Source organism: Tenacibaculum aquaeponti, assembly GCF_052084715.1.
Lineage (GTDB): Bacteria > Bacteroidota > Bacteroidia > Flavobacteriales > Flavobacteriaceae > Polaribacter.
Genome location: NZ_CP197288.1, coordinates 38,085 through 53,717, shown reverse-complemented (window position 1 = coordinate 53,717; position 15,633 = coordinate 38,085). Strand labels below are relative to the sequence as shown.

Genomic DNA, 15,633 nt, shown 5'->3' with positions numbered 1-15,633 from the left:
TATGCAAGAATTAAAGATTATAAAAATTGGTGGAAACGTAATCAACAATGAAAAGTTATTAAATGATTTTCTTGATGATTTTGCAAAACTTGAATCACCAAAAATTTTAGTGCATGGTGGCGGAAGAGCTGCTTCAGAATTATCAGTAAAAATGGGAATTAGGCCTAATATGGTTAATGGACGTAGAATTACTGATGCTAATACTTTAGAGATTATAACTATGGTTTATGGTGGAAAAATCAACAAAAATATTGTTGCGCAATTACAAGCTAGAAAATGTAATAGTATTGGTTTTTCTGGTGCTGACGGCAATACAATTGTTTCTGTAAAAAGACCTATAACTACTATAGATTATGGTTTTGTTGGAGATGTTATTCAGATAAATACTGACACTTTACGGATTTTACTAGAACACAAAATTAGTCCTATTTTCTGTGCCATTACACACAATGAAAAAGGACAATTACTAAACACAAATGCTGATACTATTGCTGCCGAACTAGCAATAGCATTATCTAAATCATACAAAGTTGCGCTTTATTACTGTTTTGAAAAAAATGGTGTATTAACAGATATTAATGATGATGATTCCGTAGTTGAAAGGATTGATGAAAAAATATTTGAAGATTTAAAGCGTGAAGAAATAATTAATGAAGGTATGCTTCCTAAAATACATAACTGTTTACAAGCAATTAAAAGAGGCGTGAATAGTGTTCATATAGGAAATAACGCAATGCCTTTTAACACGAATGTAAAATGTACAACGTTTCAACAATAATGACACAAAAAGAACTTACCTATAGCGCTATCGATCTCTTAAAAAAACTTATAGAGATTCCATCGTTTTCTTCAGAAGAAGATAAAACTGCCGAGGTTTTAGCCTATTGGTGTACGATTCATAGTATTGATTATAAGAGAACAAATAACAATGTTTGGGCTGTAAACAAATATTTTGATGAAAGTAAACCAACTATTTTATTAAACTCTCATCACGATACTGTTTATCCAAATAACGGATACACAAAAGATCCACACAAAGCCATTGTAGAAGATGGAAAACTATATGGTTTAGGAAGTAACGATGCCGGAGGATGTTTGGTTTCTTTATTAGCAACATTTACTCATTTTTATCATCAAGAAAATTTAAACTATAATTTAGTTTTTGTTGGTTCTGCTGAAGAAGAAAGTAGTGGTCCGAACGGATTAAATAGCATGTTATCTATAATTCCTAAAATTGACGTAGCCATTGTTGGAGAACCAACGTTAATGCAATTAGCTATTGCGGAAAAGGGATTGATTGTTTTTGATGCTAAAGTAAACGGAACACCAAGTCACGCCGCACATCCTAATGAGGATAATCCAATTTACAATACAATAGAGGTTCTAGAATGGTTTAAAAACTACACATTTGATAAAACTTCAGAAGTTTTAGGTAATGTAAAAATGACAGTCACACAAATTAATGCAGGGAAACAACATAATGCTGTTCCATCTGCAGTAGATTTAGTTGTAGATGTCCGTGTGAACGATAAATATACCAACCAAGAGATTGCTGATTTATTACAAAAAGAAGCTCCTTGTGAAATTGTGCCGAGAAGTTTACGATTAAATTCATCATCAATAGATAAAAATCATGAATTAATTCAAGCTGGTATAGCTTTAGGCAGAGAAACTTATGGTTCTCCTACCCTATCAGATCAATCAGTTTTAAGTTGTCAGTCTGTAAAATTAGGTCCTGGTGATAGTAGACGTTCTCATACCGCAGATGAATTCATCTACATTGATGAAATTAAAGAAGGAATAGATATTTATATTAAAATACTTACTACAATTCTCACTGATCATTGATCAATTAACTAGTAAGTGATAACCGAAAACTGACAATTGAAAACATGAAACTTTGGAAAAAAGAATTTTCTCTAGATAAAGTCATTGAAGATTTTACAGTTGGGAATGACAGAGAAATTGATTTACATATTGCAAAATACGATGTGATTGCTTCAAAAGCACACGCAAAAATGTTGGCTTCAGTAAAGATTATATCTGAAAAAGAAGCAAACCTATTGATTCAAGCTCTAAACTCTTTACTTAAAGAAATAGAAAATGAGTCATTTATTATAGAGAATGATTTTGAAGATATACATTCAAAAATCGAATATGAGTTAACTAAAAAACTTGGTGAAATTGGCAAAAAAATTCACACAGCAAGGTCAAGAAACGATCAGGTTTTGGTTGCATTACAACTGTACTACAAATATGAGATACAATTCATTTTAGAAAAAGTAAGTGAATTATTCAATACTTTAATTTCGTTAGCTGAAAAGCATCAAGAAAAATTATTGCCTGGATACACACATTTACAAGTAGCAATGCCTTCATCTTTTGGTTTATGGTTTTCTGCATATGCAGAGACACTATTAGATGATATTGAATTATTAAAAGCTACTTTAAAAATTGTAGATCAAAATCCACTAGGCTCAGCAGCTGGTTATGGAAGTTCTTTTCCAATAGATAGAGATTTTACTACTAAAGAATTAAAGTTTTCTACTTTAAAATTTAATGTAGTAGCTGCTCAGATGTCTAGAGGAAAAAATGAAAGAATTCTATCAAGCTCTTTGGGTAATTTAGCAAATACTTTAAGTAAATTTTCTATGGATATTTGCTTGTATATGAGTCAAAATTTTGGTTTTATTTCTTTTCCTGATGAATTAACAACAGGAAGTAGCATTATGCCACACAAGAAAAATCCAGATGTTTTTGAATTAATTAGAGGTAAATGTAACCAAATTCAAGCATTACAAACTGAAATGTTGTTGTTAACAAATAATCTACCTAGTGGTTATCATAGAGATTATCAATTGTCAAAAGAAAACAGTATTAAAGCAATAGAAAACACAAAACTAATTTTAGACATCTTTAATTACAGTATCCAACAAATCATTGTTAAAAATGTTGATATTAATGATGAAAAATACAAATACCTCTTTACTGTAGACAACATTAATAATCTGGTAACTAATGGAATGCCTTTTAGAGAAGCATATTCAAAAATTAGTGGTGAAATTGAAGATAAAATATACGTTTCAGACACCTCAAAAAAACATACGCATATTGGAAGTATAAATAACTTATCATTAAATAAAATCAAACAAAAAAAACTTAATATTTATAAACTGTAGATCGATTAAATTTCTATTTTTACCAGAAATTGTCTAACCTAAAAAAACTAATTGTTATGAAGAAAAAAATACTTTCTTTATCTACATTTTTATTCTTATTTTTTTATTTACAAGTTAATGCAACTGTATATTATGTTAACTTAAATGCAACAGGAAACAATGACGGTTCCAGTTGGCAAAATGCTTTTAATTCTTTAGACACGGCATTAAGCTCGAGTACTTCTGGTGATGAAATTTGGGTTGCTAAAGGTACATATAAACCTTCTTTTGATGGATTTAATATTCCTAGTGGTGTAAAAATTTATGGAGGCTTTATTGGTAACGAAAGTAATCTTAATGAACGAGATTATTCTACTAATACTGTAACATTGGATGGAAACATAGGAGATTTATCTAAATCAACCGATAACGCAAATCATGTTGTATTTATGAGAAACGTTAGTGCCTCTACTAGATTAGATGGTTTTAAAATTATTAATGGTAGAGCTAATAATTTTTCAAATGACTCTAAAGGAGGTGGTTTATATAACTTAAATGGAGCACCTACCATTGCTAACTGTCAATTTTATGATAACTTTTCTGATGATTTTGGAGGAGGAATTTGCTCAGAAAGCGGAAATATAAAAATTGATAATTGTGATATTTCTAATAACACTGTAGAAGGTATTGGTGCTGGTGTATATTTAAGTCAGAATGGTACAGCTATTATAACAAATTCTAAAATTAATTCTAACACATCAATTTATAATAGTGGTGGTGGAATTGCTTCAGGAAATGGTTTTGATTCTTTAATTATAGATAGAACTGAAATATCTGGTAATACTGTTCAAGATTTTGGTGGAGCAATAACCATAGGAGATGATACAAGTTTAAAAATATATAACTCTTTATTCTTAGGAAATGTCGCCCGTTTAAGGATTATAAATATGCATACAACTTTTAACCTTCAATCTCATAAAGTTGTAAATTGTACTTTTTCAGGTAATAAAAGTACTGAAAGAGTTAGTAAATCTTCAACAATCGTTTTTAATGATAATACAGAAATTGCGAATTCTATTTTTTGGGATAATGAAGCTCCTGATGGGAATATTTATAGATTTAATACATTAATTGATCCATTAGTATCTAATTGTATTATTGAAAACGGACATGAATCTGGTAATAATAATATTACAAATTCTCCAGAATTTAACAATCCATCATCTAAAGATTTTGCTCCTTTTACAAACGAAAATTTAGATTATAGCTTAAAACCAAATTCTCTAGGCATTAATGCTGGTAATAATAACTTTTTATCAAATGCGTTTAATAAAGATTTTACAGGGGCACCACGACAATATGGTTCTAAACCTGTAGATATTGGAGCTTTTGAATTACAAAACGACTCTACTCTTAGTATTAAAGAAGATGATTTCTTTAAAACTAGAACTTTTTATAATAAAGAAAGCGAGAGCATTGAAATTATTAACTATAATCTTTATAATTTAAATTATATTATTTATGACATTAAAGGTCGTTCAGTTAAAAAAGGGAATACAACAAAAGATATTTCAACGATTAACTTAAGTAAACTAAGTAACGGTGTTTTTATAGTAAAAATAACAAATGAAAAGTCACTTAAAACAATGACTAAAAAGTTTGTAAAAATCTAACATTACAACATCTTTATAAAAATAGATTTAATGGTAACTTAAAAATGGATTAGCTACTAAAATTTAGTTAAAATTCTTTTTAAACTAATCTGTGAATAATTTAAAATGTACTTTGTGATAAATTTTTTTTTTATGAAAACTATTATCACTGGGTACATTTTTTTTCTTTCTTTTATTACTTATAGTCAAACTAAAAAAGTTGTCCCGTTAGATAAAAATTTTAAACAGTTTATAAGTTGTAGAGATTTCACTTTATCTTCAAATGGAAAGGAAGCCTATTTTACAATTCAAAATTTAAATGAAAATAAGGGAACTATTGTAAAATCTGAAAGAATAAATAACACTTGGACTAACTTTACAATAGTATCGTTTTCTGGTAAGTTTAGAGATATTGAACCTTTTTTAAGTCCAAATAATTTAAGGTTATACTTTTCATCAAATAGACCTAAAAACAATTCTACAAAAGAAGCAGATTATGACATTTGGTATGTAGAAAGAAAAACTATAAACTCTAATTGGTCTGAACCAATAAACTTAGGAGCTCCTATAAATACTAAACATAACGAATTTTATCCTTCTCTAAGTAAAAATTATAATATTTATTATACTTCAGATAAAAATGTAACAACTAGTAAAGATGACATTTTATTTGCTAAATGGAATGGTTCTAGTTACGATCAACCAATAGTTTTAAATGAAAATATTAATAGCAAAGGTTATGAATTTAATTCATATATCTCTCCTAATGAAGATTTTCTTATATATTCAATTTACAAGGCTAAAGATGGTTTAGGAAGCGGTGATTTATACATTAGTTTTAAGAATAAATCAGGAATTTTTCAGAAAAGAAAAAACCTAGGTTCAATGATAAATTCTAATAAAATGGATTATTGCCCTTTTTACAACAAAAAGACTAACACTTTATATTTTACAAGTAAAAGAGACGAAACAAAATCTAAAAAATCAAGTGATTTTTCTGAATTTAATTCAATTGCAAATAGTTATATGAACGGACAAAGTAGAATATATAAAGTGAAAGTTGATTTAGAAAAGATTCTAAAGTAATTTTTTAAGCTACAAAATATGAATTTAAATAAGCCTTATTATAACTCTTAATATCATTATCAAAACAAAGAGATATCAATTATTGATCATTAATAGTAAATTTATATCAACCTATTTTAGGAAGATTCATATTTCTTTTTAAATTTCTCTATGAGAAATACATTTCCAAATAACATGGTAAATGCATAACCTATATCTTCTACAGGTATTGTTACTAAACGAATTCCTAAGTTTTCCGTATTATTATACCATACTACTGGTTCTTCAATACCTGTTCCTGTTAATACTCCATTAACGATAAAAAAAGGAATTAAAATGATTAAAAAAGCAATATAAAAACGTCTTAAATATTCAATTCCAAAGAAAAAACCAATAAGTAACATCCCGATTAAAAAAGAATAATTTACAGTTGTATAAGCTTTCCCAAAATTTAAAATTAAAATAGGGGTTACAATAGCTATTGTAGCTAACGTAATTAATTTAGTATTCTTTTCAGAAATTAATAAGTTGGGTTTAAAGTATTCTAAAGAATAATGGATAAAAATACTTGCATAAGGAATACAAAAGAAAAATAACCATTCCTCTATCGGCATACCTAAAAGTAAAAACGATAAATGGTAATCTGGGTTAAATCCCCATACTCCATTTTTGGTAAAAATAGCATCCCAAATTAAAAAAACAGTTGATACTATAGTTAAAGATAGTAGAACAGCTTTCCAATGTTTGATAAAACGCATATTCTTTTCAAAAGAATATAATAACGGAATACTTAAAGAACCAAGATTTAAAAGTAAATAAAGATATTCCACTATTTTAAATATTCTTTAAAATATTTAAAGGGAACAAATAACATTCCGAAACATTCTCCTTCGTGTTTCCCTAATTTTTTATGATGAATTTTATGAGCTTTTCTTAAACCTCTAAAGTACCAATTGTCAGTTTTATCAAACCACTTAAATCGACGATGAATTAAAACATCATGTATTAAAAAATAAGCTAATCCATATAACAAAATACCTAAACCTATAAAAAACAAGAAATTAAGTTCTGGTCTAATACCAAAGAAAAAAAGCATCATACTTGGTATTGCAAAGACTACAAAAAAAGCATCATTTTTTTCAAAAACATGTGGATAACCAGGTTGATGATGATCTTCATGTAAATACCAACCAAAACCATGCATTACATATTTATGAGTGCACCATGTAATTCCTTCCATTAAAATAAATGTTCCTAGTGTAACTAAAGTAAATGTCATTAAATTAAGTTTAATTTATATTTCACATAACTTCTAGCCAACAAATTTATCTTCATTGGGTTAGAAATCCTAATTCTAGTATCCATAATTTTAGCTGATGGAGTTGCCTTTAATTTATTTAATAATTTTCTATAATAACGATATGCCATATATACTCCAAACTTAGCATCTACAGGTAGCTGTAAAATTCCATTAGAAAAAGCATAATCGAAATCTTCTTCAATTTCTGCTATTATTTCTTCTTTAGATTTATTATCTAATTCTTTCAAATTTACATTTGGAAAATACGAACGGTTTAGTAATTCTACATCATCTTTTAAATCACGTAAAAAATTTACTTTTTGAAAAGCAGAACCTAAACGCATTGCAGGGGCTTTTAAAGCTTCATATTTACTATTATCTCCTTTTACAAAAACCTTCAAGCACATTAATCCAACAACATCTGCAGATCCGTAAATGTATTCGTTATACTCTTCTTGAGTATTATATTCAGTTTTATGAAGATCTGCACGCATACTCTTTAAAAAAGCTTGTACCATATCATCTGTAATGTCGAATTTATTTACAGTATGCACAAATGAATTTAAAATAGGATTTAAACTTATTCCAGAATGTTTTGATAAATAATAATCCTTTTCGAAACGGTCAAGTAAATCTTCTTTGTCATAATCATGAAAAGTGTCTACGATTTCATCTGCGAAGCGCACAAAACCATAAATATTATAGATGTGAGATCTAATTGATTTCGATAACATTTTTGTGGCTAATGAAAAAGATGTACTGTAACTGTTGGTAACAATTTTGCTACACTTATAAGAAACGTCGTCAAATAAATTTTTCATGATAGGTGGTTTTTTAAAATTAAATCTGAAGCTATTTTACCCGAAATTAAAGACGGTGGTACACCAGGACCAGGTACTGTTAACTGTCCTGTAAAGTATAAGTTTTTAACCTTCTTACTTTTTATATTAGGTCTTAAAAATGCTGTTTGTGTTAAAATGTTTGCTAATCCATAAGCATTTCCTTTATATGAATTATAATCTTCTATAAAGTCATTAACACAATAGCTCTCTTTAAAGATAATATTTTGTTTAACATCTTGATTAGTTAAACGTTCTAATCTTTCTATAATTATGTTAAAATACTTTTCTCTTATCTCTTTAGTATCTTCTATACCAGGTGCTAATGGAATTAAAAAAGTACCTGCTTCTTTACCTTCAGGAGCAAAAGAACTATCGGTAATACTAGGAAAACTGGCATAAAACAAAGGATTCTCTGGCCATCTTGGTGTATCGTAAATATCTTTTGCATGCACATCAAAATTTGTATCAAAAAATAAAGTATGATGTTCTACATTTTTAAGTTTTTCACTAAAACCCACATAAAATAATAAAGATGAAGGCGCAAAAACTCTATTATCCCAGTATTTCTCAGAATATTGTCTCAAATTAGTACCTAATAAAGTTTCAGTATGATGATAATCTGCACCACTTAAAAGTAAATCAGTTACTATTTCTTCATTGTTGACAGTGATACTTTTGACTTCATTTTTTTCATTTACATTAATGCTTTGAACTGCTGAGTTATTTTTGAACTCAACTCCAAGCTGTTTTGCTAAAGTTACCATACCTTCAATAACTTTATACATACCTCCTTTAGGGTGCCAAGTTCCTAAACCAAAATCTGCATAATTCATAAAATTATAAAATGCAGGAGTGTTACTAGGTTTAGCTCCTAAAAACAAAACTGGAAACTCTAGTATTTGTATTAATTTTTGGCTTTTTATTTTTTTACGAACTTGTTTTTTAATAGTTGAAAAAAACTGTCCTACTCTAATTGCTGTTTTAGGAGTTATTAATTCTAACGGAGAAATTCCTGGCCTGTAAACGATATCTTTTACAGCTATCTCATAATTATCTTTAGCTGCTTTGATAAATTTTCTTAAATGTTTTGAACTACCTTTCTCTTCTTTTTCAAATATTTCACATATTTCTTCAAAGCTTCCCGGAATGGTTATGGAATCGTTTTCTCCAAAATAAACTTGATATGCAGGATCTAACTTTTCAAGAGTATAATAATCAGATGGTTTTTTACCAAAATCTGCAAAAAACTTTTCAAAAACATCTGGCATCCAATACCAAGTAGGACCTATGTCAAATGTAAATCCTTCATTTAAATACTGCCTAGCTCTTCCTCCTAGTGTATTATTTTTTTCATAGATAGTAACCTTATATCCAGCTTTAGCCATGTAACAAGCAGATGATAAAGAAGAAAATCCAGAACCTATTATTGAAATTGATTTTTTCAAAGTAAAATATTTATGATACTCTAAAGGTAACAAAAATATTTTTTGTTTAATGGTTTTAATTAAAAATTAAACAAAAAATTATAGGTTCTCTACCATTTCTATTACTGAAGAATAGATTTCAATATTAGAAGTAAAAACTTTACCTGAAGCTAACATTGCTTTTTTTCCAACTGCAACTAACTTATGCTCTGTACTTTTCAATATCGAATCTATTTCTGAAAAATATTCAAAAACCCTGTCATCGCTTGGCTGAACAGTCATTGAAGTAATAAAACACACTTTTAATTCTCCTTCGAAAAAATAATTAAGATTATTTAAAGGTAAACTTTGTCCTAAGTAAATAGTTTGACAACCTCTTAAAACCAATTCAAAATTCAAATACATTAAACCTATTTCATGAATTTCTCCATCAGGTAAGAAAAGCACATAAGTATAATCTTTATTTGTGGCAGAATACTCTAGTTTTTCTGTATTTAATTGAATTTTTTGTATTATTAAGTTAGAAATAAAATGTTCATGTGCTGGCATTAAGGTTTTTGTTTGCCATAACAAACCAATATGATTTAAAAAAGGAATGAAAACCTCTTTAAAAATTTGTCTGAATGTTTTCTTATGTAACAATTTTTCATATGTACTATTAAATAATACTTTATCAAACTGAAACATAGACATTTTGAAAGCATTTATAGCTTCATCATTTGCAGCAAATTTAAATGCCAACTCCCTAGTATTAATTAAAATTTGCTCATCAGACATTTGAGCAATTTTAGATATTTTATAATTATGTTTATTTAATAAAGCTACATTAAGTAATTTCAATAAACTATCTGAAGAGTAATATCTAATATTAGTATCTGTTCTATTCGGCTCTAATAAATTATAACGCTTTTCCCATATACGAATAGTATGTGCTTTGACTCCTGAGATGTTTTCTAAGTCTTTAATAGTAAATACTGTCTTAATATTGTTCAACGTTAATTGCTTTTTATTAAACAAATATAATAAATATAAAATTGATTTATAAAATTTTCTTAAAAAATACTGTAACATTTTATATATTTCGACTACTAACAATGTAACTAACCAATCAATATTGTGTCAAAAAGTCTAGAAGACAAATTTTTAGATGATTTCGAATCTAATCAAAATATAGTTCATAAAATTTGTAGAATTTACACTACAAATCAAAGTGATCACAATGATTTGTTTCAGGAAATAACTATTCAAGTATGGAAAAACTATGTCAAATTTAGAGGTGATGCTAAATTTAGTACATGGCTATATAGAGTATCACTTAATACAGCTATTTCTTTATTTCGAAAATCATCTAGAAAAGTTAAAACTCAAGATATCTCAGATATTGCTTTTAAGATAAAGGCTATAGAATATGACGATACCCAAGAAGTGCAGCTAAAAGCATTATATGGAGCTATTCAACATTTAAATGATATAGACAAAGCTTTAGTTTTTCTTTATTTAGAAGATAAATCGTATAAAGAGATTTCCGATACTCTTGGTATTAGCGAAGTTAATGCAAGAGTAAAAATGAATAGAGCAAAAGATAAATTAAAAAAAATACTAAACCCATAAAAAATTATATGGACGTATTAGAAAAATATAAAGAAGCTTGGGATAATCAACCTGAGAACTCAAATAAAGTATCTAAAAGTGAGATTTATAAAATGATGAAATCTAAATCTTCATCAATAGTTAAATGGATTTTTATAATAGGATTATTTGAATTTATACTTATTGGATCTTCATTTTTCTTTTTTGATATAGAGAAAAGTATAAAAGCTTATGAAAGCATTGGACTTAATAAGTATTTCATGCATTTTAATACTATAGTTGGTTTAAGTATAATTTTATATTTCCTTTATAAATTCTATGTTAATTTTAGATCAATTTCTACTACAGAGAATACTAAGAGTTTAATGAATCAAATTCTTAACACGAGAAAAACGGTTAGAAATTACGTGTTAATAAACCTATCATATTTGACTATTTTCTATCTTATAGCATTGGTTTTAATGATTAAAAAACAGTTTGCAGATCTATCGACAATTCAAACTATAGGGGTTGCTATAGCTTCTTTAATTGCTTTAGCTATTATGTTAGCTGTAATATGGCTTATTTACCAATTACTTTATGGAATTTTACTAAACAAACTGAACAAAAATTATAAAGATTTAGCTAAATTAGAAGAGTAAAAATTTTACTCATGAAAAAAACACTTTTTTTCTGTGCTCTTCTAATTAGTACAATTTCATTTTCTCAAGAAGATTCTAAAACGAATTTTTGGGATAATGTTCAATTTGGAGGTGCTTTTGGTTTAGGTTTTGGAAATAACTCTACAACAATAGCCATTGCTCCTAATGCTATTTATAATTTTAATTCAAATTTTGCTTTAGGTTTAGGCTTAGGATATCAGTATGCTAAACAAGGTGATTTCAAAAATAATGTATACAGTACTAGTATATTAAGTTTTCACAACCCAATAGAAGAAGTTCAAATTTCTGCTGAATTTGAACAATTATTTGTTAATAGAACTTTCGAAGGAAGCAAGGAAAGTTTTAGTTATCCTGCACTCTATTTAGGAGCAGGATATCGAATTGGAAGAAATATTTCTATCGGTTTTCGTTACGATATTTTATTTGATGAAAGCAAAAGCATTTATGCCTCTGCTTTTTCACCAGTATTTAGAGTTTTCTTCTAAGTTAAAATTTCAACATTTGATAATTCTGTAATGCTTGTAATAAAACCTTATGCATTTTATCAGTATAATCTAAATGCGTAACAATTCTTATTTTTCCTTCTCCCATTGAAATTAATAAAATTCCTTTCTCTTCCATATCTTTAATAAAATCATTGGCATTAATATTGTCGTTAACATAAAAGATCACAATATTAGTTTCGATTGGCTCTACTTTTTTCACATAAGATAATTGAGCTAAGGTCTCTCCTATTTCTTTAGCTTTTTGATGATCTTCTTGTAAACGTGCTACATGATGATCTAAAGCATAAATTCCTGCTGCAGCTAAATATCCTACTTGTCGCATAGCTCCACCAAATAATTTTCTAATGCGCAAAGCTTTTTCCATATGCTCTTTAGAACCAACTAAAACAGAACCAATTGGCGCACCTAAACCTTTAGATAAACATATAGAAATTGTATCAAATAATTTTCCGTATTGTTTAGGTGTTTCATTCTTTTCTACAAGAGCATTGAATAATCTTGCTCCATCTAAATGATAACTTAAATTAAATTGATCTGAAACTTTTTTAATGTTTTTTAATTCTTCAAAATCCCAACAAGCTCCTCCGCCTTTATTCGTAGTATTTTCAATACAAACTAATCGAGAATATGGAACATGAATATCAGATCTTCCTTCAGCAATATATTGTAATTGATCGGCTGTAAACATTCCTCGATCTCCATCAATTAATTTACAAGAAACTCCAGCATTAAAAGCTGCCCCTCCACCTTCATAATTGTATACATGAGCCCATTTGTCACAGAACAATTTATCTCCTGGTTGTGTATGTAGCTTTATTGCTGTTTGATTAGCCATTGTTCCTGAAGGAAAAAATAAAGCATCTTCCATTCCAAACATATCTGCTACTTTCTCTTGTAATAGGTTAACAGTTGGGTCTCCTTTAAATACATCATCACCTACATTAGCACTCATCATTGCTTTTAACATTCCTTCTGTAGGTTTAGTAACAGTATCACTTATTAAGTTTACTTGCATGCTGTAATATTTCTTTTTGTGTTGTTGTTTTATTTTATTTCATTCCTATTGGAGACCCATCAGGAATTTTTAAAGTTTTGGGTTTCTTATTGTATTTAGAAGGATTGCTTTTAAAATCCTTAATCAACAATAAAAACTCTTGGTCAATTGCCTTATCACTATTCTTCAAATCCATTACAATACTATTTATTTTTTCGTTAACAATAGCTTTTCCTTCAAAATAAATAGCATTGTTGTACAAATAAAATAGATTTGATAAAATTTCTTTTTTAACTACGTTATGTAATCCATTATAATAAGAGTCTTTATATTCTTTTTTGAAAGATTTTTTGATTACTGTTGTTAACATTTCATCTAATCCAAGCTGAGAATTATCAATATTATAATGTTGTAATAAACGATTTACTCGTTCTGGATGAAATAAATAATCTAGTGTAAACGCAACATTGGTTTGAACAGCTCCATAAGGATCGAAAGCTACGCCCGATTTACTTTTAAAACTTTCTCTAGTTCTACTATAACCATAAGCTCTAGGTGGAAAAAGTGCTAATAATCGTTTCGGAACTGCAATTTCATTTACAGCTATAGTTCTTAGTAATTGTTGCAAAGCTTCACGTTCTACATTTCCTTCTATTCGTTTTACAACAATATCTTTTTGACCTTTTACAGCATAAGTATAATCAAGTCCACCAATTAATTTTGAAGCTGCATCAGTTTGATATCTATGTAAGAAATACAAAGGAACAAATACATCTTCCAAAACCGAATAAGGTTGGTTACTTTTTATATTATCAATTGAAAAATTCTTTATAGCCTCGTTTCTAATTTCTAATATATTTTTTAATTCTTCAGAAGCACTTTTTCCGTTATCCCACAAATGTGCATATGCATGTGCACTTCCTTTTGGTCTTGCATCTGCGTCAGAAATAAATCGTAATCCTTTTTGCGAAGCTTCATCTAAGATTTTAACTAAACCTTCTTTTTCATTACTTGGAAAATCTTGATAAGCATAAGCAACTGTTATTTTATCCCAAGCTCCAATTTTATTATCGTAAGCATTAGAAAAGTCAATTTTACCATTTTTAAGTGTAAGTTTTGGATGCGGATAATCCATAACTGAAGACCTCTCATTTGTACTTGCAGCAAAATTATGCGCAAAACCTAATGTATGTCCGATTTCATGAGCTGATAATTGACGAATTCTGGCTAAAGCCATTTCTAAAGCAAATTTATCTTCATTTTTACCATTTGCATAAGGAGCTTGTAAAGCTTGAGCTATTAAAAAATCTTGACGAATTCTTAAAGATCCTAAACTTACGTGACCTTTTAAAATTTCGCCGGTTCTAGGATCTGAAATATTTCCTCCATAACTCCAACCCCTTGTAGAACGATGCACCCATTGAATTACATTATAACGAACATCTAACGGATCGGCATCTTTTGGTAACATTTTCAATTGAAAAGCATCTTTATAACCAATTGCCTCAAATGCTTGATTCCACCATCTTCCTCCTTCTAATAATGCTGAACGTACAGGTTCTGGTGTTCCTCTATCTAAATAATAAATAATAGGTTCAACAGCCTCACTAACTTTAGCGTTTGGATTTTTCTTCTCTAGTCTGTGTCTATAAATAAATCTTTTTCTAATGGATTGATCTACTGGAGTTGCATAATCTAAATATGTCATTTGCCAAGAACCACAACGAGGATCGTAAACTCTAGGTTTGTATTTATTATCTGGTAATTCTACGAAAGAATGATGCTGATGAACAGTTACTAAAGAAGCATTTGGAGTTACACTTCGAATATTATATCCTTTAGGTTTTCCTGAAAAAGTAAGCATTAAATCAAACTCCACATTTTTAGGAAAAGCTTTTGTTCTTTCTAAATAAAACGCACTTTTACTCTTATCTAATCTATAACTTCCCTGATTATTAGAAGCTAGCCTATCTGCTACTCCATGAGCATCACGCATTAAAAAATCGGTTGCATTAATTAAGAACTTACTATTTTTTTCTTCAGTAATTAAAAATCCATGTAATATCGATTTTGCAAACGCTTCTTTTACGGATTGTTTCTCCTCTATATTTTCTGTAACAGCTCTATAATTTTGATTGGGTTGAATTAATAATAGCTTATTACCTGCTTTAACAAACTTAACTACTACCCCACTTCCTAACTGACCTCTATCTAAACCAATATCATTAGAACCAACACCTTCTGACAATGCATTCACATACAATAACTCTGTGTTTAGTTTTGAAATCTCAAGGTAAATTTCATCAGTTTTTTCATTATAATAAAAAGGAATAAATCCTTCGTATTTCTTTACATTTTTCTTTCCATCAAAAAATTGTGAAAAAGTAGAAATAGCAAAAAAATAACAGATAAAAAATATTGTTTTTTTCATGTAGTAATT

Annotated in this window: 15 protein-coding genes; 8 read left to right on the top strand and 7 right to left on the bottom strand. The window is 28.3% G+C overall.

Annotation, left to right across the window (positions count from 1 at the left end; genetic code table 11):
• Position 1: 1 nt before the first annotated feature.
• The 5 genes from argB (at position 2) to ACSIGC_RS00230 (ending at position 5,896) form a co-directional block, all read left to right on the top strand.
• Positions 2–778 (top strand): acetylglutamate kinase, encoded by a 777-nt coding sequence (gene argB / locus ACSIGC_RS00250; RefSeq protein ID WP_442266180.1) that lies wholly within the window; start codon positions 2–4, stop codon positions 776–778.
• Positions 757–1,848, top strand: coding sequence for a M20 family metallo-hydrolase (locus tag ACSIGC_RS00245; protein WP_442266179.1), 1,092 nt, complete (start codon positions 757–759; stop codon positions 1,846–1,848). Before argB ends, ACSIGC_RS00245 begins: the two co-directional genes overlap by 22 nt.
• A 44-nt stretch (positions 1,849–1,892) precedes the next feature.
• On the top strand, positions 1,893–3,179 hold the full coding sequence (gene argH, locus ACSIGC_RS00240; RefSeq protein WP_442266178.1) for an argininosuccinate lyase: 1,287 nt from the start codon (positions 1,893–1,895) through the stop codon (positions 3,177–3,179).
• 56 nt (positions 3,180–3,235) lie between these two features.
• Positions 3,236–4,831, top strand: a complete 1,596-nt coding sequence (locus tag ACSIGC_RS00235) for a choice-of-anchor Q domain-containing protein (RefSeq protein WP_442266177.1) — start codon at positions 3,236–3,238, stop codon at positions 4,829–4,831.
• Positions 4,832–4,963: 132 nt separating this feature from the next.
• Positions 4,964–5,896, top strand: coding sequence for a hypothetical protein (locus ACSIGC_RS00230; RefSeq protein WP_442266176.1), 933 nt, complete (start codon positions 4,964–4,966; stop codon positions 5,894–5,896).
• A 116-nt stretch (positions 5,897–6,012) separates the two neighbouring features.
• On the opposite strand, the gene ACSIGC_RS00225 is transcribed toward ACSIGC_RS00230, so the two are convergent.
• From ACSIGC_RS00225 to ACSIGC_RS00205, 5 genes are all read right to left on the bottom strand, one after another.
• Positions 6,013–6,705, bottom strand: a complete 693-nt coding sequence (locus tag ACSIGC_RS00225) for a lycopene cyclase domain-containing protein (protein ID WP_442266175.1) — start codon at positions 6,703–6,705, stop codon at positions 6,013–6,015.
• Positions 6,705–7,154 (bottom strand): sterol desaturase family protein, encoded by a 450-nt coding sequence (locus ACSIGC_RS00220; protein ID WP_442266174.1) that lies wholly within the window; start codon positions 7,152–7,154, stop codon positions 6,705–6,707. Before ACSIGC_RS00220 ends, ACSIGC_RS00225 begins: the two co-directional genes overlap by 1 nt.
• A complete protein-coding gene (locus ACSIGC_RS00215) occupies positions 7,154–7,996 on the bottom strand; it encodes a phytoene/squalene synthase family protein (protein WP_442266173.1) in 843 nt (280 codons plus the stop codon). The genes ACSIGC_RS00220 and ACSIGC_RS00215 overlap by 1 nt, the downstream gene beginning before the upstream one ends.
• The gene (locus ACSIGC_RS00210; protein WP_442266172.1) at positions 7,993–9,462 is read right to left on the bottom strand and encodes a phytoene desaturase family protein; all 1,470 of its coding nucleotides are present in this window, start codon (positions 9,460–9,462) and stop codon (positions 7,993–7,995) included. The genes ACSIGC_RS00215 and ACSIGC_RS00210 overlap by 4 nt, the downstream gene beginning before the upstream one ends.
• Positions 9,463–9,540: 78 nt before the next feature.
• Positions 9,541–10,434, bottom strand: coding sequence for a MerR family transcriptional regulator (locus ACSIGC_RS00205; protein ID WP_442266171.1), 894 nt, complete (start codon positions 10,432–10,434; stop codon positions 9,541–9,543).
• 123 nt (positions 10,435–10,557) lie between these two features.
• Between ACSIGC_RS00205 and ACSIGC_RS00200 the strand changes: the two genes are divergently transcribed.
• From ACSIGC_RS00200 to ACSIGC_RS00190, 3 genes are read left to right on the top strand one after another with little or no spacing between them, the layout of a single operon-like run.
• The gene (locus ACSIGC_RS00200; RefSeq protein WP_442266170.1) at positions 10,558–11,052 is read left to right on the top strand and encodes an RNA polymerase sigma factor; all 495 of its coding nucleotides are present in this window, start codon (positions 10,558–10,560) and stop codon (positions 11,050–11,052) included.
• Positions 11,053–11,060: 8 nt separating this feature from the next.
• Positions 11,061–11,672, top strand: coding sequence for a hypothetical protein (locus tag ACSIGC_RS00195; RefSeq protein WP_442266169.1), 612 nt, complete (start codon positions 11,061–11,063; stop codon positions 11,670–11,672).
• Positions 11,673–11,683: 11 nt separating this feature from the next.
• Complete coding sequence (locus tag ACSIGC_RS00190; protein WP_442266168.1) at positions 11,684–12,178, top strand: hypothetical protein; 495 nt, start codon at positions 11,684–11,686, stop codon at positions 12,176–12,178.
• 1 nt (position 12,179) lies between these two features.
• Here the strand turns inward: ACSIGC_RS00190 and ACSIGC_RS00185 are convergent, their stop codons facing one another.
• Together ACSIGC_RS00185 and ACSIGC_RS00180 are read right to left on the bottom strand one after the other, a co-directional pair.
• Complete coding sequence (locus ACSIGC_RS00185; RefSeq protein WP_442266167.1) at positions 12,180–13,214, bottom strand: threonine aldolase family protein; 1,035 nt, start codon at positions 13,212–13,214, stop codon at positions 12,180–12,182.
• A gap of 34 nt (positions 13,215–13,248) precedes the next feature.
• A complete protein-coding gene (locus ACSIGC_RS00180) occupies positions 13,249–15,624 on the bottom strand; it encodes a zinc-dependent metalloprotease (RefSeq protein ID WP_442266166.1) in 2,376 nt (791 codons plus the stop codon).
• Between the last annotated feature and the right edge of the window lie 9 nt (positions 15,625–15,633).